This window comes from Gluconobacter sp. OJA (assembly GCF_039638325.1).
GTDB lineage: Bacteria > Pseudomonadota > Alphaproteobacteria > Acetobacterales > Acetobacteraceae > Gluconobacter > Gluconobacter cerinus.
In genome coordinates, this window is the sequence record NZ_JBDIWI010000003.1 from 32,425 (window position 1) to 56,695 (window position 24,271).

Annotated in this window: 27 protein-coding genes; 17 read left to right on the top strand and 10 right to left on the bottom strand. The window is 55.4% G+C overall.

Annotated features, from left to right (window positions below):
- The first annotated feature begins 4 nt into the window (after positions 1–4).
- From arsH to ABDK75_RS14145, 4 genes are all read left to right on the top strand, one after another.
- Positions 5–703, top strand: a complete 699-nt coding sequence (gene arsH, locus ABDK75_RS14130; protein ID WP_346006210.1) for an arsenical resistance protein ArsH — start codon at positions 5–7, stop codon at positions 701–703.
- 8 nt (positions 704–711) lie between these two features.
- Complete coding sequence (locus tag ABDK75_RS14135; protein ID WP_346006211.1) at positions 712–1,791, top strand: ArsO family NAD(P)H-dependent flavin-containing monooxygenase; 1,080 nt, start codon at positions 712–714, stop codon at positions 1,789–1,791.
- Positions 1,792–1,822: 31 nt separating this feature from the next.
- Positions 1,823–2,071, top strand: coding sequence for a hypothetical protein (locus ABDK75_RS14140; RefSeq protein WP_346006212.1), 249 nt, complete (start codon positions 1,823–1,825; stop codon positions 2,069–2,071).
- A gap of 67 nt (positions 2,072–2,138) precedes the next feature.
- Entirely contained in the window at positions 2,139–2,696 is a 558-nt protein-coding gene (locus tag ABDK75_RS14145) for a phosphate-starvation-inducible PsiE family protein (protein WP_207855291.1), read from the top strand.
- 49 nt (positions 2,697–2,745) lie between these two features.
- Here ABDK75_RS14145 and ABDK75_RS14150 read toward each other — a convergent pair whose 3' ends face one another.
- Both ABDK75_RS14150 and ABDK75_RS14155 read right to left on the bottom strand, forming a co-directional pair.
- Positions 2,746–3,087: a hypothetical protein gene (locus tag ABDK75_RS14150; RefSeq protein ID WP_346006213.1), complete on the bottom strand. Its 342-nt coding sequence runs from the start codon at positions 3,085–3,087 to the stop codon at positions 2,746–2,748.
- A 75-nt stretch (positions 3,088–3,162) separates the two neighbouring features.
- Complete coding sequence (locus ABDK75_RS14155; RefSeq protein WP_194258034.1) at positions 3,163–3,645, bottom strand: Hsp20 family protein; 483 nt, start codon at positions 3,643–3,645, stop codon at positions 3,163–3,165.
- 243 nt (positions 3,646–3,888) lie between these two features.
- Between ABDK75_RS14155 and ABDK75_RS14160 the strand changes: the two genes are divergently transcribed.
- From ABDK75_RS14160 to ABDK75_RS14190, 7 genes are all read left to right on the top strand, one after another.
- On the top strand, positions 3,889–4,122 hold the full coding sequence (locus tag ABDK75_RS14160; RefSeq protein ID WP_346006214.1) for a hypothetical protein: 234 nt from the start codon (positions 3,889–3,891) through the stop codon (positions 4,120–4,122).
- A gap of 311 nt (positions 4,123–4,433) precedes the next feature.
- Complete coding sequence (locus tag ABDK75_RS14165; protein ID WP_346006215.1) at positions 4,434–5,072, top strand: tyrosine-type recombinase/integrase; 639 nt, start codon at positions 4,434–4,436, stop codon at positions 5,070–5,072.
- A gap of 8 nt (positions 5,073–5,080) precedes the next feature.
- Positions 5,081–5,419: a prevent-host-death protein gene (locus ABDK75_RS14170; RefSeq protein WP_346006216.1), complete on the top strand. Its 339-nt coding sequence runs from the start codon at positions 5,081–5,083 to the stop codon at positions 5,417–5,419.
- Positions 5,416–5,799, top strand: a complete 384-nt coding sequence (locus tag ABDK75_RS14175; protein ID WP_346006217.1) for a type II toxin-antitoxin system VapC family toxin — start codon at positions 5,416–5,418, stop codon at positions 5,797–5,799. Before ABDK75_RS14170 ends, ABDK75_RS14175 begins: the two co-directional genes overlap by 4 nt.
- A 317-nt stretch (positions 5,800–6,116) precedes the next feature.
- Positions 6,117–8,201: a TerB N-terminal domain-containing protein gene (locus ABDK75_RS14180; RefSeq protein ID WP_346006218.1), complete on the top strand. Its 2,085-nt coding sequence runs from the start codon at positions 6,117–6,119 to the stop codon at positions 8,199–8,201.
- A complete protein-coding gene (locus tag ABDK75_RS14185; protein WP_346006219.1) occupies positions 8,198–9,598 on the top strand; it encodes an ATP-binding protein in 1,401 nt (466 codons plus the stop codon). Before ABDK75_RS14180 ends, ABDK75_RS14185 begins: the two co-directional genes overlap by 4 nt.
- Entirely contained in the window at positions 9,595–11,898 is a 2,304-nt protein-coding gene (locus ABDK75_RS14190; RefSeq protein ID WP_346006220.1) for a DEAD/DEAH box helicase, read from the top strand. Before ABDK75_RS14185 ends, ABDK75_RS14190 begins: the two co-directional genes overlap by 4 nt.
- Positions 11,899–12,067: 169 nt before the next feature.
- Here ABDK75_RS14190 and ABDK75_RS14195 read toward each other — a convergent pair whose 3' ends face one another.
- The 4 genes from ABDK75_RS14195 to ABDK75_RS14210 all read right to left on the bottom strand — a co-directional run bounded on the left by ABDK75_RS14195 (position 12,068) and on the right by ABDK75_RS14210 (position 14,912).
- Entirely contained in the window at positions 12,068–12,736 is a 669-nt protein-coding gene (locus ABDK75_RS14195) for a hypothetical protein (RefSeq protein ID WP_346006221.1), read from the bottom strand.
- Positions 12,737–12,915: 179 nt separating this feature from the next.
- Entirely contained in the window at positions 12,916–13,212 is a 297-nt protein-coding gene (locus ABDK75_RS14200) for a DNA-binding transcriptional regulator (protein ID WP_206035321.1), read from the bottom strand.
- Positions 13,209–13,550 (bottom strand): type II toxin-antitoxin system RelE/ParE family toxin, encoded by a 342-nt coding sequence (locus tag ABDK75_RS14205; RefSeq protein ID WP_346006222.1) that lies wholly within the window; start codon positions 13,548–13,550, stop codon positions 13,209–13,211. The genes ABDK75_RS14200 and ABDK75_RS14205 overlap by 4 nt, the downstream gene beginning before the upstream one ends.
- A 438-nt stretch (positions 13,551–13,988) precedes the next feature.
- Positions 13,989–14,912: a hypothetical protein gene (locus tag ABDK75_RS14210; protein ID WP_346006223.1), complete on the bottom strand. Its 924-nt coding sequence runs from the start codon at positions 14,910–14,912 to the stop codon at positions 13,989–13,991.
- 301 nt (positions 14,913–15,213) lie between these two features.
- Here ABDK75_RS14210 and ABDK75_RS14215 point away from each other — a divergent pair, with 301 nt between their 5' ends.
- Positions 15,214–15,423 (top strand): hypothetical protein, encoded by a 210-nt coding sequence (locus tag ABDK75_RS14215; protein WP_346006224.1) that lies wholly within the window; start codon positions 15,214–15,216, stop codon positions 15,421–15,423.
- Positions 15,424–15,464: 41 nt separating this feature from the next.
- Here ABDK75_RS14215 and ABDK75_RS14220 read toward each other — a convergent pair whose 3' ends face one another.
- Positions 15,465–15,911, bottom strand: a complete 447-nt coding sequence (locus tag ABDK75_RS14220; RefSeq protein ID WP_346006225.1) for a hypothetical protein — start codon at positions 15,909–15,911, stop codon at positions 15,465–15,467.
- A gap of 113 nt (positions 15,912–16,024) precedes the next feature.
- Here ABDK75_RS14220 and ABDK75_RS14225 point away from each other — a divergent pair, with 113 nt between their 5' ends.
- Complete coding sequence (locus ABDK75_RS14225; RefSeq protein ID WP_346006226.1) at positions 16,025–17,473, top strand: site-specific integrase; 1,449 nt, start codon at positions 16,025–16,027, stop codon at positions 17,471–17,473.
- A 485-nt stretch (positions 17,474–17,958) separates the two neighbouring features.
- Positions 17,959–18,984 (top strand): replication protein RepA, encoded by a 1,026-nt coding sequence (locus tag ABDK75_RS14230; protein ID WP_211578694.1) that lies wholly within the window; start codon positions 17,959–17,961, stop codon positions 18,982–18,984.
- On the opposite strand, the gene repB is transcribed toward ABDK75_RS14230, so the two are convergent.
- Positions 18,981–20,036 carry a plasmid partitioning protein RepB gene (repB, locus tag ABDK75_RS14235; RefSeq protein WP_211578692.1) on the bottom strand — a complete coding sequence of 352 codons (1,056 nt, stop codon included), beginning with the start codon at positions 20,034–20,036 and terminating at the stop codon, positions 18,981–18,983. The two genes, ABDK75_RS14230 and repB, sit on opposite strands and share 4 nt — an antisense overlap.
- 143 nt (positions 20,037–20,179) lie before the next feature.
- Complete coding sequence (repA, locus tag ABDK75_RS14240; protein WP_153431516.1) at positions 20,180–21,394, bottom strand: plasmid partitioning protein RepA; 1,215 nt, start codon at positions 21,392–21,394, stop codon at positions 20,180–20,182.
- A gap of 342 nt (positions 21,395–21,736) precedes the next feature.
- On the opposite strand from repA, the gene ABDK75_RS14245 reads away from it, so the two are divergent.
- Both ABDK75_RS14245 and ABDK75_RS14250 read left to right on the top strand, forming a co-directional pair.
- A complete protein-coding gene (locus tag ABDK75_RS14245; protein ID WP_346006227.1) occupies positions 21,737–22,114 on the top strand; it encodes a hypothetical protein in 378 nt (125 codons plus the stop codon).
- A complete protein-coding gene (locus ABDK75_RS14250) occupies positions 22,111–23,082 on the top strand; it encodes a phosphoadenosine phosphosulfate reductase family protein (protein WP_346006228.1) in 972 nt (323 codons plus the stop codon). Before ABDK75_RS14245 ends, ABDK75_RS14250 begins: the two co-directional genes overlap by 4 nt.
- Positions 23,083–23,084: 2 nt before the next feature.
- Here the strand turns inward: ABDK75_RS14250 and ABDK75_RS14255 are convergent, their stop codons facing one another.
- Complete coding sequence (locus ABDK75_RS14255; RefSeq protein WP_346006229.1) at positions 23,085–23,597, bottom strand: MucR family transcriptional regulator; 513 nt, start codon at positions 23,595–23,597, stop codon at positions 23,085–23,087.
- 362 nt (positions 23,598–23,959) lie between these two features.
- Here ABDK75_RS14255 and ABDK75_RS14260 point away from each other — a divergent pair, with 362 nt between their 5' ends.
- Positions 23,960–24,223: a hypothetical protein gene (locus tag ABDK75_RS14260; protein ID WP_346006230.1), complete on the top strand. Its 264-nt coding sequence runs from the start codon at positions 23,960–23,962 to the stop codon at positions 24,221–24,223.
- The last annotated feature ends 48 nt before the right edge of the window (positions 24,224–24,271 follow it).

Here is a 24,271-nt window from a genome sequence, read left to right on the forward strand (position 1 = left end):
CACAATGACTGAACCTGAGTTGCCAGCCTTGCATCCGGAGTATCTCGAACGGGTCGATCTCGCGCGGCTGGAACCGCAACCGCGTGTGGATCATCCGCCGCGTATCCTTCTGCTCTACGGCTCTTTACGCCCCCGATCTTTCAGCCGGTTGCTGGTGCTTGAGGCGGAACGCATCCTGAAGGTGCTGGGGGCCGAGACACGGGTGTTCGACCCGACCGGCCTGCCGGTAGCGGATTCCGTGCCCGCAACCCACCCGAAAGTGCAGGAACTGCGGGAACTCTCGATCTGGTCTGAAGGCCAGGTCTGGTGCAGCCCCGAACGGCACGGCAACATCACTGCCGTGTTCAAGAACCAGATCGACTGGTTGCCCCTGACCGAAGGCTCGATCCGCCCGACGCAGGGCCGCCCGCTGGCGGTCATGCAGGTTTCAGGCGGATCGCAGAGCTTCAATTCCGTCAATGCGCTGCGGGTTCTGGGCCGGTGGATGCGGATGTTCACCATCCCCAACCAGTCCAGCGTGCCAGTGGCCTATACGCAGTTCGGTGACGATGACCGCATGAAGCCGTCCCCCCTCTATGACCGCATGGTGGATGTCATGGAGGAACTGATGAAGTTCACATGGCTGCTGCGCGACCGGGCCGACTACCTCGTGGACCGCTATAGCGAACGCAAGGCGGAATTTCGTCTCCCGGAAAGTCTGTGAGCCGGGCAATGGCGGAACCGTTCGATGTCGTGATCGTGGGCGGCGGTCAGGCAGCGCTCGCCGCGTCCTATTTCCTGCGCCGGACCGGGCTGACCTACGTCATTCTTGATAACGGGACGCAGGCGGGTGGTGCATGGGTGCATGGCTGGGATTCCCTGCATCTGTTCTCGCCCGCGTCCTACAGTTCGCTGCCCGGCTGGCCGATGCCCGACACGCCGGATGGCAGCTACCCCACCCGCGACGAGGTGCTGGACTATCAGCACCGGTATGAGGCGCGCTATGCGCCGCCGATCCACCGCCCCGTAACGGTCGATCGCGTGGAGCGCGCGGAAGGAAAACTCCTGAATGTCCGGACGAACACAGGTGATTTCCTCAGCCGTGCGGTTATCGGGGCGACCGGTACGTGGTCAGCCCCTTTCATTCCTGATGTCGCGGGGCATGACCTCTTTGGCGGGACGCAACTCCATTCCAGCCATTACCGGAATGCCGCGCCCTTTGCTGGCCGGCGTGTGCTTGTGGTGGGAGGCGGCAATTCCGGGGCGCAGATCCTGGCGGAGATGTCGCTTGTCGCCCAGGCAACATGGGTCACGCTGCATGACTCCGTCTTCTTGCCCGATGACGTGGATGGACGGGTTCTGTTCGAGCGGGCGACCGCTCGCGTTCTCGGCGGCCCGTCGGCCATGCCTGCCGGCGGTTTTGGCGATATCGTCATGGTACCACCTGTGCGCGCCGCCAGGGAGCGAGGCGTGCTCCACGCGGTGCGCCCGTTTGTACGTATGACCGCAACGGGCGTCGTCTGGCCCGACGGGCGGGAAGAAGCCATCGACGCGATCATCTGGTGTACCGGCTTCCGACCCGCGCTCTCCGCATTTGCGCCACTCGACGTGATTGAGCCGGACGGGCTGATCCGCGTTAACGGGCAGCAGGCCGTCAGGGAGCCACGTCTCTGGCTGCTGGGTTATGGCTCCTGGTGCGGCCCCGCATCCGCAACCCTCCTAGGGGCGGGCCGCGTTGCGCGATCCATGGTCCGGCAACTGGCGGCCTGGCTTGCGTCACCGGCACAGGGTGTCCGCTTACCAAAACCTTGACCAGGAAAAAGACCAGGGATATGACGTCCTCATGCGTCGGGCGGCTGACCACCGGATTTATGATCGGATTTCTCGCTGGAGAACCGCGTCTTATCCGGAAGTGACGACCGTCGCCGTGGTCCGAAAACTCCTGCCTGTCGCTGACCGCACGCACATGGCTAAGACCCTGGGTATGTCGTTGGGAGACCTCGAAAACCAGCTGACATTAGCCTTGCCAAAAGGCGTGCGAGACCATGCCAGAACATTGTCCTGTCGCCTGCCACGCTGGCAGCGGCTTTGAACCGGATGTGCGCCGGAAGGGCCACGACGTAGGAACTATAACTCAATTCATAGATGGGAAAACGGCTATGGAAGACCTCTCCATGAAACGTTCCTGGCAGAGCAGGGACTGGTCCCACTTCATCAAGCTGTTCAGGGGCCTGACATTCTACGAGCGTTTTGAACAGGCGATCATTCTGACCCTGATTGCGCTCATCATGCTGGTCACCGCCATAGCGACGATTCATCTGATCGGCGCGGTATGGCATCTGGTTGTCGATGTCGGAATCGATCCGATCAACCAGACGATCTTCCAGGCGATTTTTGGCGCGATCTTTACCGTCATCATCGCTCTTGAGTTCAAACACTCCCTGCTGGTCGTTCTGGCCCAGCATGAAAACGTCATCCGGGTGCGGACCATCGTCCTGATCGCCCTCCTGGCGATTGCCCGCAAATTCATCCTGCTGGATCTACATGATGTGACTGCCGTGGAACTGTTTGCTCTTTCGGCGGCTGTTCTGGCTCTGGGCATCGTCTACTGGCTGGTCCGCGAGCAGGATGCGCGCGTCGCGCGCGATACCAGGGAACAGACGCCTCTCGAAGATAATTCTGCGGTCCGCTGCGCGCCTGAACGGTCTTCATCCTGAAGAATCGAGGTAAAGGCGGCCTACAACGCCGCCTTTACGCAAAGCCCTATTACGTCCCGTGCGATGAAGACGTTTTCTTCGCCGTCTCTGGCCCTGACGGTGCCAGATGATCTGTGTCGATGGGCCGGAACGGCGGAATGGGTTGTCCGGGATAATAGACCGGCCCCTTGTAGTTCTGATCCAACTGGCTTGCGTTCAAGCTGTCGACCAGCATATCACCCGTGCCGTCTTCGTAATGAGTGCGAGCCCCGGTTTTGGGGATTGTGGACGTTCCCTCAGTCGCCCTCGCATCGAACGATGTTGCAGTCGTACGGACAATATCACCAGCATGTGCGCCCGACTGGCTCAGTAGAGACAAGCCCAGAGCAGCGCACGACAGAGATATTTTCATCCTCTTCATGCTCATGACCTTTCGAGACTCTCCCCCGGCCGGATGAATGGCCGGGGGAGAGGTTTCGTCACGCCATCAGGCTGCCTCTTTCCGCGCCTCGATCTGGGGCACGGCTTCCTCCGCACGTATTGTAGAGGACGTAATCGCGATACGACGCGGCTTCATCGCTTCGGGTATCTCACGTTTCAGGGTAATGGACAGAAGTCCGTTCTCGAAGTGCGCATCGGTGACTTTCATATGCTCGGCCAGATCGAAGCGGCGTTCGAATTCTCTGCCCGCAATACCCCGATGGAGATATTCGGCGGCGCTTTGCGGCTCGGGTGCCTTTCGTCCTGTCACGACAAGAGTATTGCGCTCCTGTGTGATCGTAAGGTCGTTCTCGGCAAGTCCGGCAACGGCCATGTCGATGCGGTAATCATCCTCACCAGTCTTGACGATATCGTAAGGCGGCCAGTTATCGACCGTCGGGATCCGGCTGGCAAGATCGAGAGCGTTGAGCATTCTGTCAAAACCCACGCTCGAACGGAACAGGGGAGCAAAATCAACGGTGGCTCTCATAGCCATATCCTCCTTTGAGCAACATGGACATAAGATCAAAACTCTTGGTTTTGTCTGCCGACCCCTTCGGCGGTCGGCAAATTCAATCTGGGAACTCCGTGCATGGTGTCAAGAGGCATCAAAAATGCAGAAAGGCAGGTTAGGGCGTCCTCTATCGCGTCTTCGCGAGTGAGACGGACCCATGCCCATTTCACGAGCATCGTGCTATAAAGCATCATCGCGTGTTTAGAGTGGACCAGGACAATGCCTGATAGCGTTAGATGGAGGTTGCTGGCCGCGGCTTTCGCCGCGACCATGCTGAGTGCCGCTCCGGCACAGGCCAGGCCGTGGATTTACGCTGGACCACCAATTGTCGTTCCACCACCAGTCGTGGTCGCGCCGCTAGCTGTCAGTTGGGGTGGGCGCTCTCCTTCAGAAGGTTTATCAACCGCCGGTATGGCACATCAATGCCGCAAGGAGGCCTTCCACCCCATCTGACTGTCTTGTTCTATGATACGTTCTCAGAAGGGGCTGCTTTTATGCAGCCGAGCGGAGAATGCACTCGGGTGGGAGGAAACTCCATCAGCTCATGGTGATTGCGGACTGTCCGCTTAGGAGCTTGGCGAATGGGGGCTTGTATGTCCGGGATGAAGGCGGAAGCAGCAGGTCCGCTTACGCCTCATGTCGGTCATAAGCTGAGCTGTTCAAGCTTCCGGAAAGCGGAGGGTCGGCAATAGTCCTCGTTATCCGTCGATATCCTCGTTCAGACTTCTGATCGCCGCATGTGCAGCGGATCAGGAGGATATATTATGGAGAAGAAAACGCGTTTTTCATCACCGACGCTGAAGGCGTCCGTGGCTTGGAATGCAGGAAAAATGGTTGGCGCCAAGCGGGCGCTCAAAGAAAAGCACGTTTGGGCTATTCGGTTCTGGCTTGGGAGTGAACAGCGCATCAGAGACAAGGCTCTGTTTGATCTTGCGCTGGATAGCAAACTCAGAGGCTGCGATCTTGTCAGCCTTCGGATCGGAGATATCGTGAGCAACGGTCAGGTGCGCCACCGAGCCGTGGTCGTCCAGCAGAAAACCCGGCGACCTGTGCAATTCGAAATTACAGAAACAACGCGGGAAAGCGTGCGGGCGTGGCTGGAACATCGCGGTGGTGGCCTGAATGAGTATGTTTTTCCAAGTCGCCTAAGCGCCAAAGCTCACCTGAGCACAAGGCAATACGCCCGGCTTCTCGATCAATGGGTTCAGGCGGTAGGACTGATCCCCGATGAATACGGAACTCATTCACTTCGTCGAACAAAAGTTGCCATGATTTATAAACGAACCGGCAATATCCGGGCCGTTCAGATTCTGCTGGGTCATACAAAGCTGGATAGTACGGTTCGATACCTTGGGGTCGATGTCGAGGACGCTCTGTCACTGTCTGAAGTTACGGATCTCTGAAATCGAATATGTCTCGGGAATTCTCTACCTCCTCCTTGTGTGTACATGCTATGATGACACACAAGGAGGAGACCATGAGCGAGCATCTTTCAGATAACGCACCATCCCCACAAAAAATCGGGGTTCGAGAGTTCCGGGGAAATCTGACGGCTTATCTGCGTCAGGTCAGACAAGGCAGCACGATCCTCGTGACGTCTCACGACCAGGTTGTCGCTGAACTACGGCCGCCCGCTCCTTCCTATCGACCACGTCGTCAGCCTGGAGCTCTTCGTGGGCGGATCAGAATGAGCGAAGATTTTGATCAGACACCTCTCGACGTTCTTGAAAGTATGGAACGCGACCTGTGAAGGTTCTGCTCGATACGCATGCTCTGCTCTGGTGGCTTTCGGACTCCGGCCGGCTGGGTGAGACTGCACGGGAGATCATCGCAGATCCGGCCCACGATATTCTGGTGAGTACTGTGTCCTTATGGGAGATTGCGATCAAAATCCGTATCGGAAAACTGGATGCGGATATGAATGATATTCTGGCAGCCATTCCTGAGGAAGGTTTCTCTCTATTACAAATACAGACCGAGCACCTACAGATCCTGATGTCTTTGCCTCTGCATCATCGTGATCCGTTTGACCATCTCCTTATGGCGCAGGCGCAAGCTGAACACGCCACATTCCTTTCGGAAGACGGACAAATGGATCAGTATTCTATTGAAAGAATCCGATGTTCCTGATGGTGTGAACAGAATAGCCGTGATCTATTCTGATTTCCATTTGCCGCACGAGATAGTTGCTGCAGGGTAAGAATGGTGTCTACTATTTGAAAAAATGGCGAGCATTCCGTGAGTAGAACATGTTTTCTTGGCTAAAGCGTATTTTCAGTGGATCCAAAGTTCCGGACACGACTAATGAAGCGCTCAGGAAAGAGACTATCGCCTCATCATCTACATACGAACTCTCCTTTCATACCCAACATGTACTTCCCAATGATGAGGAGAAGTTAGAACGGTATGGACAATCACGGAGCCACAAGAAGGACGATGCTCGGTGGGTGCTTCCCGGGGAAAAAGTCACGGTCCATGGCTTCGAAATCGCTGATGGCATGGTCTATGTCGGCAACTTTTTGACGGCAGCGCCTGACGGAGGCTGGAATACCGACACTCCAGCGCCTTGTCTTATCAGACCATCACTCAAGGTCGCGTCCGGAGCGCCACAAACGAACCTGGATCTGGGCTATTGGCCCTCTTACACTGATCTCACCCTCAATCAGCGATTGACTTATCTGCATTGGCTGGCAAGCGGAAAATCCGACACGAGCTACCCAATGGGCTATCCCTTTCTTTACTTCTATGGGCTTGAACGTCGCTTGGTCGCCGATAGCCCTCCGATTGACGAAGAGGCGTTATTGGTAGCCGAAGTAGAACGCCTGCGAAGCCTATTCGGAAACAACGGTTCTTTTGTAAATTACAGCACTGAGCTACTCAATTTCATCAAAATGAAGCATGCTGTGACGGATATACCGAGAGTGGAGGCATGGAAGCCAGATCTCGCAGCTCTGGGAGATCATATGTCTCCATTGCTTCAGGTTAAATTAGGTCTACATGTATTGAGAGGTATGCCGCTTGATGTCGACCTCGCCATAGCAGGTATTCTATCGTTGCCTCCTCACTTAACCGGCTTATGGCCGCGCATTGCGACGACACGAGCGCGTCCGGAGTTCATTGAACTCATGCGACATCGTTTTACTCAGAAATTTCCAAAAGGTTTCCGAATCAGAGATAAAAAAGAGAGCCAACTTGATCTGAGTTACCGGTCGGCGAGTCAGTATCTTCATGCTTCAATAAAGTTTGATGGCTTCGATCGCTTCCCTGATCCAGCGCAATTGACGTGGACCAAAATGATCAAGCTCTGCGAAGGGGCTCGTGAGGATCTGACTGCATTTGCCAAGGTCGTCGGCAAAGAGCGTGAACGTGCCGACACCATGGCCGCTGCCTTAATGCTGCCTGTGGAACTCGGAGAAAGAGAAACTGTTCGTTCTTTCAGAGCTTGGCTGGATGATTTGCCTCAACCTCTTGCCGATGTGCCACTTGAAGAGCTCGGTCTGCGGTGCTTTGGTTCTGGCAAAGCAGCCTCGGGTCTTCGGCAAGCTTGTGACATGTCCGCCATGCTGGCACGAGTAGGTTACGGCATGGAGCCGGATCCAACCTACGGTGGGACCAGACCAGGTGAGAATATAATTCTATTCCGCATTGGCGATACTCAAGGCCAGCTAACACCGGTCGGTGCTGATTTCTGTACAGCCGCCCTGATCATGACCGCCATCGGCCCGGCAGCCAAAGCTCTGACTTTAAGCTCAAAGCTGGTCGAAGATCTTACCACACGCCTGCGGCTCACCCCGCATGAAACGAAACGACTGACAGCCCGTCTGCAGCTGCTTCCGGAACGATTGCCAACGCTTGGCCGCCTCAAAACCATCGTAGAGAGTATAGAACCCGAGCAACGAACCGCTATTGCTTCGCTGGCAGCTTCTGTCGCCGTAACGATAGGCGAGACAGATCAAGGCATGATGGTGGCTTTGGAGCGGCTTTACGAAGCCCTTGGTCTCGGCCGACAGGAACTCTACACTTTCTTGCACCAGAGTACTGCTGCTACGGCATCCTGCGCTGCGGAGCCGATCGTGGTCGAGGATGGTAAATCGCGGAGACGTGGTCACCGAATTCCAGCACCTCCCTCGAAAGCGAAGTCCCAGGATGGTATCGTCATTGACATGAGCAAGGTCGACGTCATCCTGCGAGAGACTAAGGAAGTCGATGCAATTCTCGCGCCAATCTATGAGGATGAAGCCTCTGAAACTCCGATTTCGGGAGCCGTTTCTCCCACTTTGGAGCAGGAAACGAAGTTCGTCGGACTTGGCCCTGAGCAGGCCCGCCTGCTTGAGGCCCTGGTCAACCAACCGGAATGGACACGCTCCGGGTTTAAGGCCAAGGCACGCGAACTCGGGTTGATGCCGGATGGCGCGCTCGAAGCCATCAACGAATGGGCCTATGATACGTTCGATGAGGAACTTATCGTGGACGGTGACCCTTTGATCATCAATATGGCGCTCCTTGCTGACGCGCCGGGAGCATCATCATGACCAACCTCAGTATCGCAGCTTCAGACGGCACGCGCACTGCGGAGAAAATCAAGCCCAAGGACCGTGATGGCGTCATTCAGGCGCTTCGCGCAGGTGTCGTGCCACGGTCAGGCATCCAGTTAGTTCAGGTCGGTCGCGCAGGCGAAGTCAATCAGGTGGTGCAGGACGTTAAACGCATCGCGGACGGAGGTTCTGCGGTTCGATTCATTATTGGTGACTATGGAGCAGGCAAAACTTTCTTCCTTAACCTGGCCCGCTCTATTGCCATGCAAAGCAAGCTGGTGGTGGCTCACGCAGATTTATCCCCCGATCGTCGCTTGCAGGCCAGCGGGGGCCAGGCCCGCAGCCTTTATGCAGAACTCATGCGTAACATGGCCACCCGCACCAAGCAGGATGGGGGGGCTCTGGCAAGCGTAGTCGAACGTTTCATCATGGAGGCGCAGGCTTCAGCCAAGGCGTCAGGTCGCAAGATCGGAGACATCATCCAGGAACGGCTGCTCCCCATTCAGGAACTCGTTTCCGGCTATGACTTTGCTACCGTCATCGAATGCTACTGGCGAGCTTTCGAAGAAGGCAGCGAGAGCGGAAAGGCGGCGGCACTTCGCTGGCTCCGTGGTGAGTACGCGCTCAAAACTGAGGCTCGGGAGGCGCTTGGCGTACGTTCCATCATCGACGATGCCTCGGTTTACGACTACCTGAAGGTTATGAGTCGCTTTGTGACCCTGGCAGGCTATTCGGGCTTTCTGGTCATGCTCGATGAATGCGTAAACCTTTTCAAGCTGGTCAGCGCCCAATCACGCAACGCCAACTACGAGCAGATTCTCCGTATCGTGAATGATGTGCTCCAGGGCTCGGCTGAATCTCTCGGCGTCTACTTCGGTGGTACGCCCGAATTCCTGATGGACAGCCGCCGGGGCCTCTATTCATACGAAGCGTTGCGGTCCCGCTTGGCTGAAAACAGCTTTGCCCGCAATGGTCTGGTCGATCTTTCCGGCCCGGTCATTCGGCTTCAGAGCCTGACCCCCGAAGACCTCTACATTCTGCTTGGTAAATTGCGGCATGTCTTCGCTTATGGTGACCAAAGTCGTTACCTGGTGCCGGATGAGGTTTTCAAGGCCTTTATGACTCACTGCAACCAGAAGATTGGTGAGGCTTATTTCCGGACGCCCCGTAACACTATCAAGGCCTTTCTGGATCTGCTCGCGATCCTGGAACAGAACCCGCAGGCTCAGTGGCAGGAACTGGTGGACCAGTCTGAGGTCGCGCCGGATGCGCCCTTGGCGGGCGGAGATATTGTCGATAACGACAATAAAGATACGCCTAGTGCGACCGGTCCCTCAACGACCGGCTCCACTCAGACCTCGCCCGACGATGATCTGGCGGACTTCAGGCTTTGAACGACGCGCCGTCCGACCCGTTCGGGCAAGCCTCAAATGACGGCGCATCGACGTCTTTCGATATGCTGCAGGAGAAAGTCCGGCGCTGGATATGGCGTCAGGGCTGGACGGAGCTTCGGGATATCCAGGAACGATCCATTCCGGTTCTGCTGGAAGGACAGCGAGATCTCATTATCACGGCCGGAACAGCAAGCGGAAAAACCGAGGCAGCCTTCCTGCCGATTGTTTCGCGACTGGCTACAGATGAACGCAAGCCCGGTGCCGGGTTTGAGGCCATTTACATCAGCCCTTTGCGTGCACTTATCAATGATCAGTTCGGTCGCATGGAGATACTTTGCGAAGAAGTGGAGATTCCTGTCTGGAAGTGGCACGGGGATGTGGCCAGCAGCGTCAAGGAAAGAGCACGTAAGCGGCCCCAAGGGATACTTCTGACCACTCCAGAGAGTCTGGAAGCCATCCTTGTCCGACGAGGAAATGAAGCAAAGCGTCTGTTCGGTGCGCTAAGTTACATGGTGATCGACGAGATGCATGCTTTTATGGATGCAGAGCGCGGACGCCAGCTTCAATCTCTGCTCAATCGTATCGAGATCGCCGCAGGGCATCCTGTCGTTCGAGTGGGCCTTTCGGCCACCTTGGCCGACATGAGGACCTCAGCTGCTTTTCTACGGCCACTGAATCCGGATGGCGTGGAGATACTGGAATCTAAAATGGGTAGCCAACCTCTGAAACTTCAGGTCCGCGGCTATATACAGCCACGTCTGAAGCAACGTGAGGAGAATTCAGACAAGGGCGAAGCTACCGAGAGCACAGTAGAAATAGAGATCGCGACACACATCTTCGACACGCTCCGAGGGCATCGGAGTCTGATTTTTGCCGGCTCGCGCCGGAATGTTGAACTGTACACTGCAAGACTGCGTGGTCTTTGTGAAACATTGGGCGTGCCGGAGGAATTTTTCGCTCATCACGGTAGTTTATCGCGTGAGCACCGTGAGGAAGCCGAACGAAGGTTGAAAGAGGATGATCGACCAGGTTCCATTGTTGCAACCACGACCCTCGAACTGGGCATCGATGTTGGCCACATTGATGCTGTGAGCCAGATTGGGCCTGGACACACTGTTTCAGGTATGCGCCAGCGACTGGGGCGTTCCGGTCGGCGTGCGGGACAGTCCTCGGTAATGCGGGTCTACACTACCGAGATGGCGATCGACGAACGCATCCATCCCATTGATGCCATGCGACCGCGCACGGTGCAGACCATAGCCATGCTCAATCTGATGCTGAGGCGCTGGAATGAACCGCCTCAGATTGGGTGTCTGCATCTTTCCACACTGATACAGCAAATTCTGGCACTAACCGCTCAACATGGCGGACTGACAGTCAAACAGGGCTGGAACCGCTTGATCGAGAGTCGGGTATTTCCTGAAATTGATCAGGCCCTTTACATTGATGTGCTGCGGCGCATGAAGCATCCAGAGGTCCAGCTTATTGAGCAGGCACCAGACGGAACGCTTTTGCCAGGCGAAGAAGGCGAACGGGTCATCAATGATCGTGGGTTTTACGCCGTATTCATGACGCCAGACGAATTCAAGGTTATCACAGATCGCGGCCGGAACCTTGGCACGCTGCCGGTCGATAACCCGGTGATGCCGGAACAACTCATTATTTTCGCCGGACGTCGGTGGCGGGTGATGGAGATCGACGATCAACGCCAGGAAATTCTGGTCACACGAGCGTATGGTGGCGTGCCGCCCAGCTTTGGTGGGGAAGGCTTACCTCCAGCCGATGAAGTCGTGGCAGAAATGCGTCGTGTTTACGAGGGCATCGCCATTCCTCGCTTTCTCGACAGGGTAGCTCTTGAATGTCTTACTGAAGCCAGAGAGACATTCGACCATCTTGGGTTGCGGCATGCAGGTTTGCATCGGCATGAGGACGAACTCCTGCTTTTCCCCTGGGTCGGCAATCGGGCGCAACTGGCCTTGGTGCTTGCTCTCGCCGCTCATGGCGTAAAGGCCAATTCGGAGGGTATCGCGGTCACAATTCCGGCTAAAGACGGAGGTAAACTGATTGCCGCCCTGAAAACTCTCGCCGAAAGGCCTGCGCCTAATGCGGAAGTTCTAGCCCGACGAGTGCCCGATATGAAGAGAGCAAAGTATGACGCCTATTTAGGAGACGAATTGCTGGCGCGTTGTTACGCCAGCGAGCATATCGACGCGGCACGCGTGCCGATCATTGCTGCTGACCTAATCTCTAGATTGCCAGCAGAAGCAACGACAATTTTTGAAACTAAAGTGCCTCTATGAGATGTTTGAGGTAGGCTGGCATAATGGATGATTCCAGAACAAAGTAGACAGGCGGCGTTCGCCTACGTTCCGGACGTTGAACACCTCAATTGGCTCTTCTCAAAGCCGACGCACTCAACATGCTTAAATAATTAAATATTTATAAAAAAGAGATTTTAGATCATTATAGTTAAGATTCTATTTTTGTTTTTATCACTTCGAAGCGGCTATAGAGTAACCGATCGAGTGTCCACGCATCAATATTGAGAACCGATGCTAAAAATCTTAAAATGTTTTCTCCCCGCCGATAGGAGACGCTTGGGAATCCACAGACGGAGAGAAGTGTCTTCAATCTATGATCTAGTGCAAAGTGATCTCTTACCAATTCATCGTAACAGTCCATTGGAATATTTCGGCCATATTTCGCCCCAAAGCCCGGGTAAGATTGTACATAGGCAATACGTGCTTTGGCGGTCGTTTGAGATAGATATGACGCCCGCACAGCCGTCGGACCACCTTCTCTAGCGATCCTTTCGTAGCTACTGAAAATCCACTCTGAAACACGCTCAGCAAAACGAGGATTGGGAATTTTTTTTAACCGTTTTCTTCGCTCATCAAGGGTTAGCCTATTCAGAACACTCCAACCATATAACTCGTCGTATTGTGGACCAACACGCTTTTCCCAATTAAGCGAGCCACCTAATGTTGCATAAGAAAGCACGAAGCCATTCCAAGGCCAGTCTGGATGCTCCCCCCAAGATTGAGCGGCGCGTCGCATATCTGAGAAATGAGGCTCCATTTTAATAAATTCATCACGGATGATCGATATTACCTTAGGATTAAAAACGATATCATTCATATTATTCTCTCATTATTAAGTTGGATTTTAGAAAGTGCTACAACCTGCAGGAAACTTAGAAAATATTCTATATGTCACAATATATCGTTGATATATATTCTCGGCTGATCCCACACCTGACCGTCCGGTCTCCCCCCCATATTGATCATTTGAATGAGCGTATCGGGACCTCTGTCTTCTCAGCGAGCCGCAGAGAGCAGCTCACTCACCAAGGACGGCCGCTTATCCAACATCGCCAGCAAAACCTGGGCTGGTCCGGTTGGCTGACGACGGCCATGTTCCCAGTTCAGAAGGGTCCCCTTGGCGACCCCGATGCTTCTGGCAAACTGTGCCTGAGAAAGCCCGGTCCGCGTTCTGATGGCCGCCACGTCAACCGACGGAACACGCACCTGGTGGGTCACGCTGTCCTCGGCCGGAGCTTCCGCATAGGCGAGAGCCTCGTTCAGTCCCTGCAGAATGCTGTCATAAGCGCTCATGATGGTTCTCCGTATTTCGCAACAAGCGTCTTGCTCAACTCTATCAGGGCGGCCTGTTCAGATCGCGTCAGCTTGTCTTTCTCGTTTTTGGCAAAAACAGTCAGGAGAAACAGAGGCATCTGTCTTCCGCCAAAAACGTAGAGAGTTCTGTACCCTCCCCTCTTCCCACCACCCTCGCGGGAAAAGCGGACCTTTCGCAGACCGCCACCTAAAGCAATGCCAGCATCTGGCATTGCAGCGAGCATGTTAATCAGAGCCATACGATCGTCGTCTGACATCAGGGCTTTTGCCCGCTTTATGAATTCAGGCAGTTCGACAACGGTCTGCAGCTTGGACATTCACAATGAACTATACGTCATTGGCGGATGCGTCAATGACGTATAGTTTGGAGAAATTAAGGGCGTGATGGGCATTTAGACAAACAGCAGTCCAAAAACCTCAAAAATACCAAAGATCTGCAGTTTTCCGCCATAAAATCTATGTCCATTTTTTCTTATTATCGGACATAGGTTTTTTTTTGCATTAAATCATAAACTCGGGTCATTTCGCAGCGATGGTGATGGACTTCATGCGAGTTCTCATCCGAAATGGACTTAGCTTAGCTGGCTGTAAACGAGAAAGTTTGCTGAGCTTTCGCTAATCGGAAGAGTAAGACTATTCACCGGCTAGTATTCCGAGAATAGCCTTACAAACCCCGAATTGCGAAAGGTACCCAGATCCCGATTAAGGTATATGAGACCTAAAACGCAGCCCGACTATCTCTTGGTGAGGTCAGCTTATGAAGGTTCTGAATCTTCATCAGGAGGGAAGCTACCAGTCGTCAACTCTCCGGAGGGCATTTCTTCCAACAATCCCATTGCGATCAACTCTTTTTCGCGAAGCTTAACACGTGCCTCCCACTCCTCTTGTGTTTGTATAAACGAAGAGTAGAGGTGTTTCCTAATTGGTAACCTCAATCCAGGCACGATCTCTTCGTTCTTACCTTGAATGTTGATGTGCCACTGGCGGACTGGTCCGTTCAGTTCAAAGCCTTCTGTGAGACGCTGATCGTATAAGATTCGAAGCTCGTAAGCCTCTGGTGACGCCATCATTCTTCGAATAATGCTGTAAGGCCAAATAGGATGCTGGTTCTTTAACTCCTTCCAAAAGAAGGAGATAGTACCATTCATCACGCTACCAACTCGTACAATTGGATGTGGATAATGATCATTCTCGCGGTAGACGTATTTGATAAGAAGACCGACTGCTTCCCCCATTGCCTCGACGACCACTAAAAAATCAGGCGCAGTAAAAAAGTCAAAAAATATGCTTTTTAGATTTTTACCATATGTAATCAAACATAATGCAATTTTCGTGCCATAGAAGTCCGCCCACATCTCCAAAGCACGAAATTCGTTATTTTCTTGATGATTTCCGCTGTTATGCAGCAGTACTGCATGGCATATTTCATGACCAAGAATGAGTAGATGAAAAAACAGGTCTTTAGGATTATCTATTACCTCTTCAGCCATTTCCTTGGATATAATTATAGACGAGTTTTTCGAGGATCCTCTTGTAGAGGCGTAATCTACTTTACCAATAACGATAGGAATATTTATTTCTTTTCCATTGCAAAAAAAACTCGCGAAGTCTTGTACCACGGCGCGAGCTAATTTTTCACCGGTTAGTACTGTAGATGCCATCTTATTTATACCACCCATTTTATCTATAATTCCTATCATGTATCTATAAATATAAGAAAACTCAATACGCGAATTGACGTAAGATTAGGCTTACAGAGGAAGCAAATAGTAACCTTATCAATTATAGATAATCTAGGGTCATCGATAAGTTTATTTTGTGTTCGGAAAACATTTTTAATTTCATCGGTTGATTTATTTTGTTTCAGGAATTTGCCTCATGTTGCTCGTTCTGACTGCACTCACAACCACCCGCGATACGGTTGCCCGGCAGCGGCCTTCCTCCGCTGCATCATCAAGGTCTCAGACTGGAGAAGCAGACATGACCAGAGTTCTTTATGGTGACAGCCGCGCCCTCGCCCGTGCCGAAGACCAGGGTTTCGTTCACTGTGTTCGCGACGACGCGTCTCTGGAGACGTTCCTCAAGGAAGGACACGACACGATCCTGGTGCATGCAGAAAGTCCGGAAGGTGTGATGCGCCGCTACCCTCGCCTCGCGAGCGCAGACGTCACGTTCGAGGCCGCGGCCTGATCTGACGCTCAGAACGCCGGATCATACGCCGATCAGGGTTTCTATAGCCCCAGGCGTGTGATCCCGGCCCGATACAGACCTTCGAACAGATCCCCGAGCGCCAGACGCCGACGCAAGGTCAGGCGTCGTTGAGCCAGATGATACATCCGGTCGTGCAGCAGATGGCAGCGCTGACACAACGCGCGCAGATTGCGCAGTCGGTTGCTGGTGGGATCATGATTCAGATGAGCCGCTGCCAGAACCACCTTCGTCTGTCGCATTTGCAGAAGCTCGATCAGGTCCGGAGGTGAGACCCGCCTGCCCCGACCATTGAACCAATGCCCCGTCTCCGGATGCTTCCATCGGCCACCCGGCAGCACCTGAAGGTGATGTCCATGCGGTCGACCGCAGCGCTGACAGACACCCCCTGCCCGCTCGAACCGCACCTGTCGGCTCAGTTCGGGCCAGTTGGGAGGGTAAAGCGCTTTCAGTTCCGGTCGGATCGGCATTCAGTCTTCGTTAACACATTTCCGGTCTGCGTTGGACAGTGTTTGTTCTCCTCTCTGCGCTGCCCCGGGCTTCGTGCTATCAGGAGCCGAGTTCAGGTTTCACGGAGGTTTCCATGCTCAGCCATCTTCACATCGCAGGCTCGGCAAAGGCTGCCCGTGAGGCCCTCATGGACCGGCTGGACCAGAAGACCCGACAGCAGCTTCCTGCCGGCAGTCTGGAAAACTCTGTCGCGCTCCTGTCCACCGGTCGCTTCTCCCCTCGCCTGTCTCTGGTCATTCGCGGCATCGAATACCGGCATAACGAATTTGCCGAGGACACGGTCCTGGCCACCAATGTGGAAACGGCTGAAGACGCTCTGGCGATTGCCAGTGCCCATGTAACCACCCTGCCCTCCGGGCACGACCTGGCGATCGCTCTGGACCTCGAACCCGATCCCATCTTCGTCGCCTGGTTCAAGCCAAAGGCGACCAAGCGGCGCAAGGCAGGATCGCAGGCAGTTACGCTGGCCCCTCTGGCCTCTCCTTTAGGTCAACAGTCTGCGGCGGTTCTGCTGTGGTTCGATGCCCTGACCGACGAGGCGCTGCCCGACTATGATGGAACGCTGGTCACGGCGGAGCGTGCCTCGAAAACCTATTCCCGGGCGGCGAAGGCAATGAACACACGCCGGACCTATCGCTCGGCCGTGCGCTCCTGGTGCGCATGGGCGGCAGGACATGGGCTCCCTGCCCTGCCCGCCCGCAGCGAGGATGTCGCCGCCTATCTGGCTGATCTTGCGCTGCAGAAGAAGCGACCCGCGACGGTGGATCTGCACCGTGCCGCACTGCGCTATCTGCATCATATCGCTCAGGTCCCCGTCCCGACCTCCCATGCCCTTGTGTCCGAAACGGTTGCGGGTATTCGCAGGACGTCGACGGGAAGCGCGTCCCGTCAGGTCAAGGGACTGACCTGGGATCTGTTGAGCGAGGTCATTGAGCAGATCGATAGCACCGAGCTCGTGGGCGTCCGCGACAGGGCCATTCTTCTGCTCGGCTTTGCCGGCGCCCTCCGACGGTCCGAAGTGGCGGCGCTGTGCCTGGAGAATGTAGCGCTCGATGATGACGGGATGCGGATCCGGCTGGACCGGTCCAAGGGGGACCGGACCAGTCAGGGTGTCGAAGTCGCCATCCCGCGCGGCATTACTGCCCTGTGTCCGGTCCGGGCCTATGAAGCGTGGCTTCGGAAGGCGAAACTGGCCGACGCCAAGGGACCGGTTTTCCGGCGGGTGTGGCTCCCGCCTACTGCCGAGGCCGGTCAGCCTCCTGCCCCGCCCGCGATGGGTTCAGAGGCGCTGTCTGACCGGTCTGTGGCCCGGATCATACAGAAGCGGTGCCTGGATGCGGGAGTGACAGGCGATTTCAGCGGACACAGCCTGCGACGCGGAGCGATCACCACAGGCGCTCGTGACGGCACGGATCTTGTCTCGCTCAAGCGTTTCTCCAGGCACCAGACCTTCGGCGTGGTGGAGAAATATATCGAGGTCGAGGATGCTATGACCAAACATCCTGGACGAAGTCGGTTTTGACGTCATGCTACCTGAAGGCGCCTATCTGTTTCACACCGTTAGATGTGTTCACTGCCTACCATCGAATCGTGCGCCGCTGTCGATGTGTTCGTTCCCGACCATGAAAAACCGCCAAAAGTTGTGTTTGATGCTTTCCGCTGGCGTCAGGGTTTTCCCTGTGTTCGTTGCCTACCGGCACGGGTTTTTTCAGACGGTTCGCGTTAAAAGCCAAGATCGGTGAAGTGTTTTCTGCCTACGACGCTAATTTAAGGAAAAAAAACAAGACGTTTTTTCAGTGGGTTACGGAGTTATCAACGTGTTCTCTGCCGACGAAACAATATAATAACAATATAATTTTTCTATTGTTAAGTCGGCAAGAAACACAACCACGCTACGTGACGCAGGTAGGCACCGAACACATCTAGGAGGGAAAGCAACGAACACATCGACAAGGCCCTGATGATGTGTGTTTCTGAGCTTATTGAGGATCTGCTGGAAATCGCATTATGCACTCTAACGCTAAGTCACAGCACGATCTGTTCAGATCAATCCACGAGCTGGTGGAAGTACATGGCCCTCAAGACGCTATCAAAATCGCTCAGAGCCATTCGCTAGAAAAAGACAGCGAAGCGTCCGCTCTGACTGACCCGATACTTGAAGTCGTTGCAGGCAGATCCGGGCGTAAGATTGTAGACGCTGCCGCGTCATCTTTGGTTCGCGAAATCGAGGGTGGCAGTTCAATAGGTTATAGTTATAGCGCATGGTGTCTTGCCGGTCTTCCCCACCGAGAACGAAAACCAGGTGAAGACTGGCTAATAAAAACGGACTTTGCTCAGTTGCTAGTTCGACCAGGTGTTCGACTGCGAGATGACGATTCAACTGAAAAACTGTCAGTTCCGTGCGGGACAATCGCTAGGTTGCTCTTGATCGACTGGCAATCCGAGGCTCTTGAAACGGGGTCACGGGAAATCTCGCTAGCAAAATCTCCTGCATCTTTACTCAAAAGGATGGGGCTTAGTCGCGGAGGTCCTATTAGCAAAAAACTGGTCGAGCAAATCGAAAGGCTGGCGACCTGCACCGTTGACTTTAAATTTGGAAACGACCGCGAAGGCGTTGTCGTCAATGAGCGTCTCGTTGAGTCGTTTCGTTACGTTGGGGAGGTAGACCCCAGAACGAAAAGAAATACTCGCATGATTGAAACAGTCGTGTTGTCGGAGGCCTTCTATCGGGAGCTGCGAAGGCATCCCATTCTTATCGACCGCGCGGCAATTCGTGACATACAGAACTCGCCAAGAGCTATCGATGCGTATCTGTGGTTAGCTTTCCGACTACACGCCCTGCAAGGGGATACCCCTGTAGGCTGGGGTTCGCTGTGGAAGCAGTTCGGAACCGAATTTAAAACTCTCAAATCGTTTAAGGCTGAGTTCAAGGAACCTTTGGGGCTTGCCCTCGCCGCTTATCGTTCTGCAAAGGTCGCTGTGACCGAGCGAGGGCTCGTATTATCGCCCTCCCCGCCTCCCGTTTCCTCCTAGTTCTTGGCTTTATCCTTTTCGGTCGTCTGTGCTTTAAACCGCTCATAAAGATCAGGAACTGCAGTCATAACAAAGCTTGCAAATTCTGACGCGTCAGCCGATTTGAATACAAGATTTGTGGCCCGCTTTTTTGCCTCCAGATCGATCGTGAGGACTTTGTCGGTCGACACCCAACTCGCCGTTGGAGCAGCTTTATTCACCGGCCTAATGCTCTGCTTTTCCAACTGGCGCGCTTGCCTTGCTCGATCCTGTACCTGATCAAGTAGCTCGGCGAATTTATCTACATCCTCCGTTTTGCCGGAAGCCCCGATAAACGTTTCCCACGATGTCTGATTTGGCGACGCCTTGAGACTTTCGGCCAGCTCTTGCCAGCGTGGGCGGCCAATAGTCGGACAAGGTCCAAGCCACTCAATTAAGATATGCGGGATAGCTTCGGACACCGAGAGCATACGCGATAACGTTGTTTTGTCGGTGCTAAGAGCAGTCATAATTGTAGAGCGTTCATATCCTCGTTTAAGGAGGCTGTGGGCAAATGTCGCTCTCTCAATGAAGGAGAGATCCGCCCTCGCGCTATTTTCCTGCCCCTGAGCGATAATGAGGTCGTGGTCCGATAACTCCTTCACTGCGGCTTTGACACTCAAGCCCAGCTCACGGCAAGCGCGTAGACGACGGTGGCCATAAGCGGTTTGATAATGACCCGCTTTAGTGGGGTGCGGGCGGACCAGAATTGGAGAGAGCTGTCCTGTGCTCTTAATCGCGTCTCGTAGCTGAAGGTATGCCTCCTCATTGCCAGGCATACGATCTGAGACAAAGGACGTCTCGACGAGGTCTGGCGAGAGCTCAATGATGGTCGCTCCTGTCTTTAGGAGAATTTCTAGCTCAGCGGCTTCGTCTGCCTTTTGTCGAAGAGACCCAAGGCTCTTCGCTACTGACCCAAGTGCTCCGCTACTGCGATAGGACCCTGATAGCGATGTCGGTGAGGGCGCTTGCGTTTTGCTCGGAGCCGACGATTGCGCGGAGACCAGACTACCCAAATTATGCTTTCTTGCCATTGTTCTCGTTCCCTATTTGCATTTTCGTGCAGAAGTTCTGCGAAATCCGAATTGGTGTGCATTTTGGTTGACAGCTGCCAACTTTTGACGCGACCAGCCATTAGTTGACAGCTGTCAACTTCGGCGTCCCCCTGCCACGGAGGTCAGCTTTTGCGACCCCACGCCCTAAAAATCAGGTCCCTAATCTCGCCATTAACCGCGTTTACAGATTCAAGCGCACGATCGTAGGTTGAGCCGGTAAATTGCTTACGCTCGATCTCGAACAGCGTCTGCTTGGTGATTGCTGCGTCAGAGACAGCGGTGCTTTTCAACATCGGATTGGTGAGAACGTGATCCCCAAACACCGTCCGCATAAATCCGGACATCTGCGTTTGGGGGCCATCAGAAGGTTCGTAACGCGTAAGAAGATACCGGACCCAGTCATAAGACACGTTTGCACCAGCGTCGCGCAGATGTGTCATTACGTCGCCCATCATGAGCAGAAACTGACACATCGACATTACATCTAGCATTTGAGGGTGCACAGTTACGAGAAGCCCTGTTGCTGCGCACACAGCAGACATGGTGAGATAGCCAAGCTGAGGCGGGCAATCGATGACTATTACGTCGTAGTTCTCCTCGACGTCCTGAAGGGCTTCGTCGACACGTGAGAAAAAGATTGCGCCAGCTTGGTCAGAAGACGCCAACAGCCGAGGCGTCTCATACTCGAACTCCATGAGCTCAATGTTTCCTGGTACGATATCTAATCCCGGAAAGTTCGTATTGCGGACGAGATCCGACAGTGGACGCCGCTCGTCATCGTAGCGAATGGCTCCATATAATGTCTCATTCGCATGGACATCGAACTCTGGCTGAAAGCCATGTAGCGCCGAAAGGCTAGCCTGAGGGTCAAGGTCAATTGCCAAAACTCTCAAGCCGTCCAACGCGAGACCCTGTGCTAAGTGAGCTGCGGATGTGGTCTTTCCGCTTCCACCTTTGAAGTTAACAACCGAGATAACCTGCAGGCCCTCGCTCCCGCTACGGCAAGGAACATATCGCTTCTGGCTGCGTGAGTTCTGATCGAGATAACGACGCAAGTCGGAGATCTGCTCGGCTGTGTAGTGACGCCGACCACCGTTGCCGATGGCAGGAAGGGGGCCCTTCCCCTCAAGTGCTAAATTCCGCAAATATCCAGGCGCCAAGCCCAACAGTTTGGCGACTTCCCCGATTTGGAACGACCGAAGTGTCTTTGAGGCATTGGGGGGAAAGAGTTCGAGCCGGTGCGCCTGCAGACGCTCAGAGAGAGCTCGTGCTTGCTGCGAGAGTAATTCGTCTACGCCGCTGGCCAGGTTTGGGTTGATATTAGCTGGAGAGGACATGCACGTCGGCTTTCTTTTGGGTGCGGAACGTCGCGCCAGATGCGGTATCGCGCGCCGGGAGGTAATATGACCGCATATAACGAGGCCAGTTGACAGCTGTCAACTAAAGAGATGCGAAATTGCTGAATAGAAAAAGGAGGACCAAAAGAGAGAGCCGCTGCCTGTCAGCCGCCCGTGCTGCAACAGGTGGGTCGCCGTCCGTCCTCCCCATGCTCGTCGGCTGCGCCGCCTGTGCGTGGGTCCGGGTGACGCCGATCCTGCCGCTGCGCGGCACTGTTGCACCCCGGTCGTCTGCCTGACCGTCGCGATGATGTTTGAAGAACCAGAGATGGATCGAGCATCATGCAACGCTACCAGTTCCCCTATGTCCCAACACCTCGTGGCCGGCCTCCGATGCGCTGGACGGATACCCAGGAGCCCACAACCTGTCGGCGCTGCAACATGCACTGGGAAGAGGGCGATCCAGCGCTGACGATTGCCTGCGCGGCTTGTGGCGCTCCTGCGGATGAACCCTGCCGACGTAGCTCCGGTGGCAATGAACGCGTGTGCGCCTGTCGCGACGAAGCCGCCGTCCAGATGGGGCTGCTCAAACGGTGCGACGGCCTGACCTGGGACGGTCGCCACGAAAAGCCGCTGCTGCTGCGGGAACGCCCGATCGCCCACGCTCTAATGTGCCGCTCGGTGCGGACAGGCGCCCCGGTCAGTCGGTGGACATCATGAGCCCGGATCTCGCATCCTATGACCGCATCATTATCGCCGTGTCGGGAGGCAAGGACGGCACGGCCTGTCTGCTCGCTCTGCTGGAAGCCGGTGCTGCTGTGGACCGCATCGAGCTCTGGCATCACGAGGTGGATGGGGCAGGGCGGTCCTTCATGGACTGGCCCTCCACAGGCCCGTATGTCGCAGCCCTGGCGCGGGATTTCAGCCTGCCGCTCTACCGCTCCTGGCGCAAGGGCGGCTTCGAGCGCGAAATGCTGCGCCACGATATGCCGACCGCGCCCGTGGTCTTCGAGACCCCGGAGGGGCGCGTCGTCGCCGGAGGGCTGGGCCAGAACGGAACCCGCCTGCGCTTTCCCCAGGTCTCGGCCAGCCTTTCCGTGCGCTGGTGTTCGGCGAGCCTCAAGGTTGATGTGGCCGATCGTGCCTTGCGGGGACAGGAGCGGTTCCTGAACCGACGTACCCTCATGGTCACAGGCGAGCGTGCTGAAGAGAGTCCCGCACGGGCTCGATATGCGGCTTTTGAGCCTCACCGCACCGACACGAGAAACGGGACGCGTCGTCGTCGGTATGTCGACCACTGGAGGCCCGTGCACGCCTGGTCCGAGGCGGAGGTCTGGGACATTCTCAGGCGCTGGCGCGTCATGCCAGCCTATCCTTATCAGGCCGGATTTTCGCGCCTGTCCTGCGCCTTCTGCATCTTCGGCAATGCAGACCAGTTCGCCACCCTGAAATGGATGGATGCGAACCGGTTTGCGAGATTGGTCAGATATGAAAAGGACTTCGGCTGCACGATCAAACGTGACAGGGGGCTCGAACAGCTGTCGTCCGAAGGGACGGTCTATCAGGAAGCCCGGTCGCGGCCCGACCTGGTCGCCGCCTGCCTGTCAGACCGTCCGTTGCAGACGGTTCTGACAGAGGACTGGATCCTCCCGGCCGGAGCCTTCGGCACCGGGGGAGGGCCGGTCTAGTCTCAGGCGCGAGCCGGACGGCCGCGACGTTTCTCGGGAAGCTTCTTTACCGGAGGAAGGGTGTCTTCCTCAGGGGAGGGCTCCTGCGGTGAAGAGGCGCGGGTCGTAGAGCCCAGGCCAATCTCGCGGGCAAGGGACGAGCGCTTCTCGGAATAGGTGGGTGCTACCATGGGATACTCGCTCGGCAGGCCCCACCGGGCCCGGTACTCCTCCGGGGTCATGTTGTAGGCCGTTTTGAGATGACGGCGGAGCATCTTCAGCTTTTTCCCGTCTTCCAGGCAGATGATGTAGTCCGGAAACACGGAGCGCTTCGGGTTCACGGCGGGGGTCGGGGCTTCTTCCGCGACAGGCTCCGGCGTGGACGGCGTCGCGAGGGCGTCATGCACGCTGCGGATCAGTGCGGGCAGGTGCTCTGCCGACAGGTCGTTCTGCGACAGATAGGCCGCCACAATGTCGGCGGTGAGTGGCAGAAGATCGGCATGAGGGTGTGCCGTGGTCTCGGTCAGGTCGGTCATAAATGTCCCTCAAGGTTCTGGAAGAGCTCTGGACATGGCTCCTTCAGGTCATGACTGCAAGTCGTTACGACTATTACTGCCTCAGATATTAACAGTTCCCTGAGCCGCGTCGAAACACGGTCATGTTTCTTTGATCGTGAGAGCACACATCGCAGAAGACGCGGACCGTAAAAGAAAAAGAAGAAAGAAAAGGAAGGAAAGAAGGGCAGGCAGCACGGGATCGCCCTGTGCCGCAAGGGGTGGGTCCGTCCGTGTCCTCGCGGGCCGCTGCGGGCCGGGCGGTCCCGACGCTGACGCGTCGCCCTTGCCGCCCAGAACGACGCCGCGCTCGCCGGAAAGGGTCAGAAAGGAGACAGCAGACGATGCCCGTCATGGCCCTCACACGCCAAACCCCCACACAGCCGTTCAGTCTGGTTCAGGCCCATCGCGAGGGCTGGACCATTCTCGAAGGCTGCGGCCCCGAGCACGCCGACACCCAGCTGCGCGGCGTGACCTGCTCGGACCAGAATGCCTGGTGGCAGGTCGCCCGTCAGGCCCGTCAGGGATCGCCTTATCACCGTGAGGCCCTGTCGCGTCTATCCCACAGTGAGCGCGAACAGATCTCCCTGCGCTTCGGTCCACTGTGACCTGATCCGGAAGGCCTGAGCGCCTTTCGCCCAAACCCATCCTGTTTG

What these genes read in the sequence shown, in the direction of transcription:
- arsH (WP_346006210.1), top strand. Translation starts at nt 5, where the DNA reads ATGACTGAACCTGAGTTGCCAGCCTTGCATCCGGAGTATCTCGAACGG.
- ABDK75_RS14135 (WP_346006211.1), top strand. Translation starts at nt 712, where the DNA reads ATGGCGGAACCGTTCGATGTCGTGATCGTGGGCGGCGGTCAGGCAGCG.
- ABDK75_RS14140 (WP_346006212.1), top strand. Translation starts at nt 1,823, where the DNA reads ATGCGTCGGGCGGCTGACCACCGGATTTATGATCGGATTTCTCGCTGG.
- ABDK75_RS14145 (WP_207855291.1), top strand. Translation starts at nt 2,139, where the DNA reads ATGGAAGACCTCTCCATGAAACGTTCCTGGCAGAGCAGGGACTGGTCC.
- ABDK75_RS14150 (WP_346006213.1), bottom strand. Translation starts at nt 3,087, where the DNA reads ATGAAAATATCTCTGTCGTGCGCTGCTCTGGGCTTGTCTCTACTGAGC.
- ABDK75_RS14155 (WP_194258034.1), bottom strand. Translation starts at nt 3,645, where the DNA reads ATGAGAGCCACCGTTGATTTTGCTCCCCTGTTCCGTTCGAGCGTGGGT.
- ABDK75_RS14160 (WP_346006214.1), top strand. Translation starts at nt 3,889, where the DNA reads ATGCCTGATAGCGTTAGATGGAGGTTGCTGGCCGCGGCTTTCGCCGCG.
- ABDK75_RS14165 (WP_346006215.1), top strand. Translation starts at nt 4,434, where the DNA reads ATGGAGAAGAAAACGCGTTTTTCATCACCGACGCTGAAGGCGTCCGTG.
- ABDK75_RS14170 (WP_346006216.1), top strand. Translation starts at nt 5,081, where the DNA reads ATGTCTCGGGAATTCTCTACCTCCTCCTTGTGTGTACATGCTATGATG.
- ABDK75_RS14185 (WP_346006219.1), top strand. Translation starts at nt 8,198, where the DNA reads ATGACCAACCTCAGTATCGCAGCTTCAGACGGCACGCGCACTGCGGAG.
- ABDK75_RS14195 (WP_346006221.1), bottom strand. Translation starts at nt 12,736, where the DNA reads ATGAATGATATCGTTTTTAATCCTAAGGTAATATCGATCATCCGTGAT.
- ABDK75_RS14200 (WP_206035321.1), bottom strand. Translation starts at nt 13,212, where the DNA reads ATGAGCGCTTATGACAGCATTCTGCAGGGACTGAACGAGGCTCTCGCC.
- ABDK75_RS14205 (WP_346006222.1), bottom strand. Translation starts at nt 13,550, where the DNA reads ATGTCCAAGCTGCAGACCGTTGTCGAACTGCCTGAATTCATAAAGCGG.
- ABDK75_RS14210 (WP_346006223.1), bottom strand. Translation starts at nt 14,912, where the DNA reads ATGGGTGGTATAAATAAGATGGCATCTACAGTACTAACCGGTGAAAAA.
- ABDK75_RS14215 (WP_346006224.1), top strand. Translation starts at nt 15,214, where the DNA reads ATGACCAGAGTTCTTTATGGTGACAGCCGCGCCCTCGCCCGTGCCGAA.
- ABDK75_RS14220 (WP_346006225.1), bottom strand. Translation starts at nt 15,911, where the DNA reads ATGCCGATCCGACCGGAACTGAAAGCGCTTTACCCTCCCAACTGGCCC.
- ABDK75_RS14225 (WP_346006226.1), top strand. Translation starts at nt 16,025, where the DNA reads ATGCTCAGCCATCTTCACATCGCAGGCTCGGCAAAGGCTGCCCGTGAG.
- ABDK75_RS14230 (WP_211578694.1), top strand. Translation starts at nt 17,959, where the DNA reads ATGCACTCTAACGCTAAGTCACAGCACGATCTGTTCAGATCAATCCAC.
- repB (WP_211578692.1), bottom strand. Translation starts at nt 20,036, where the DNA reads ATGGCAAGAAAGCATAATTTGGGTAGTCTGGTCTCCGCGCAATCGTCG.
- repA (WP_153431516.1), bottom strand. Translation starts at nt 21,394, where the DNA reads ATGTCCTCTCCAGCTAATATCAACCCAAACCTGGCCAGCGGCGTAGAC.
- ABDK75_RS14245 (WP_346006227.1), top strand. Translation starts at nt 21,737, where the DNA reads ATGCAACGCTACCAGTTCCCCTATGTCCCAACACCTCGTGGCCGGCCT.
- ABDK75_RS14250 (WP_346006228.1), top strand. Translation starts at nt 22,111, where the DNA reads ATGAGCCCGGATCTCGCATCCTATGACCGCATCATTATCGCCGTGTCG.
- ABDK75_RS14255 (WP_346006229.1), bottom strand. Translation starts at nt 23,597, where the DNA reads ATGACCGACCTGACCGAGACCACGGCACACCCTCATGCCGATCTTCTG.
- ABDK75_RS14260 (WP_346006230.1), top strand. Translation starts at nt 23,960, where the DNA reads ATGCCCGTCATGGCCCTCACACGCCAAACCCCCACACAGCCGTTCAGT.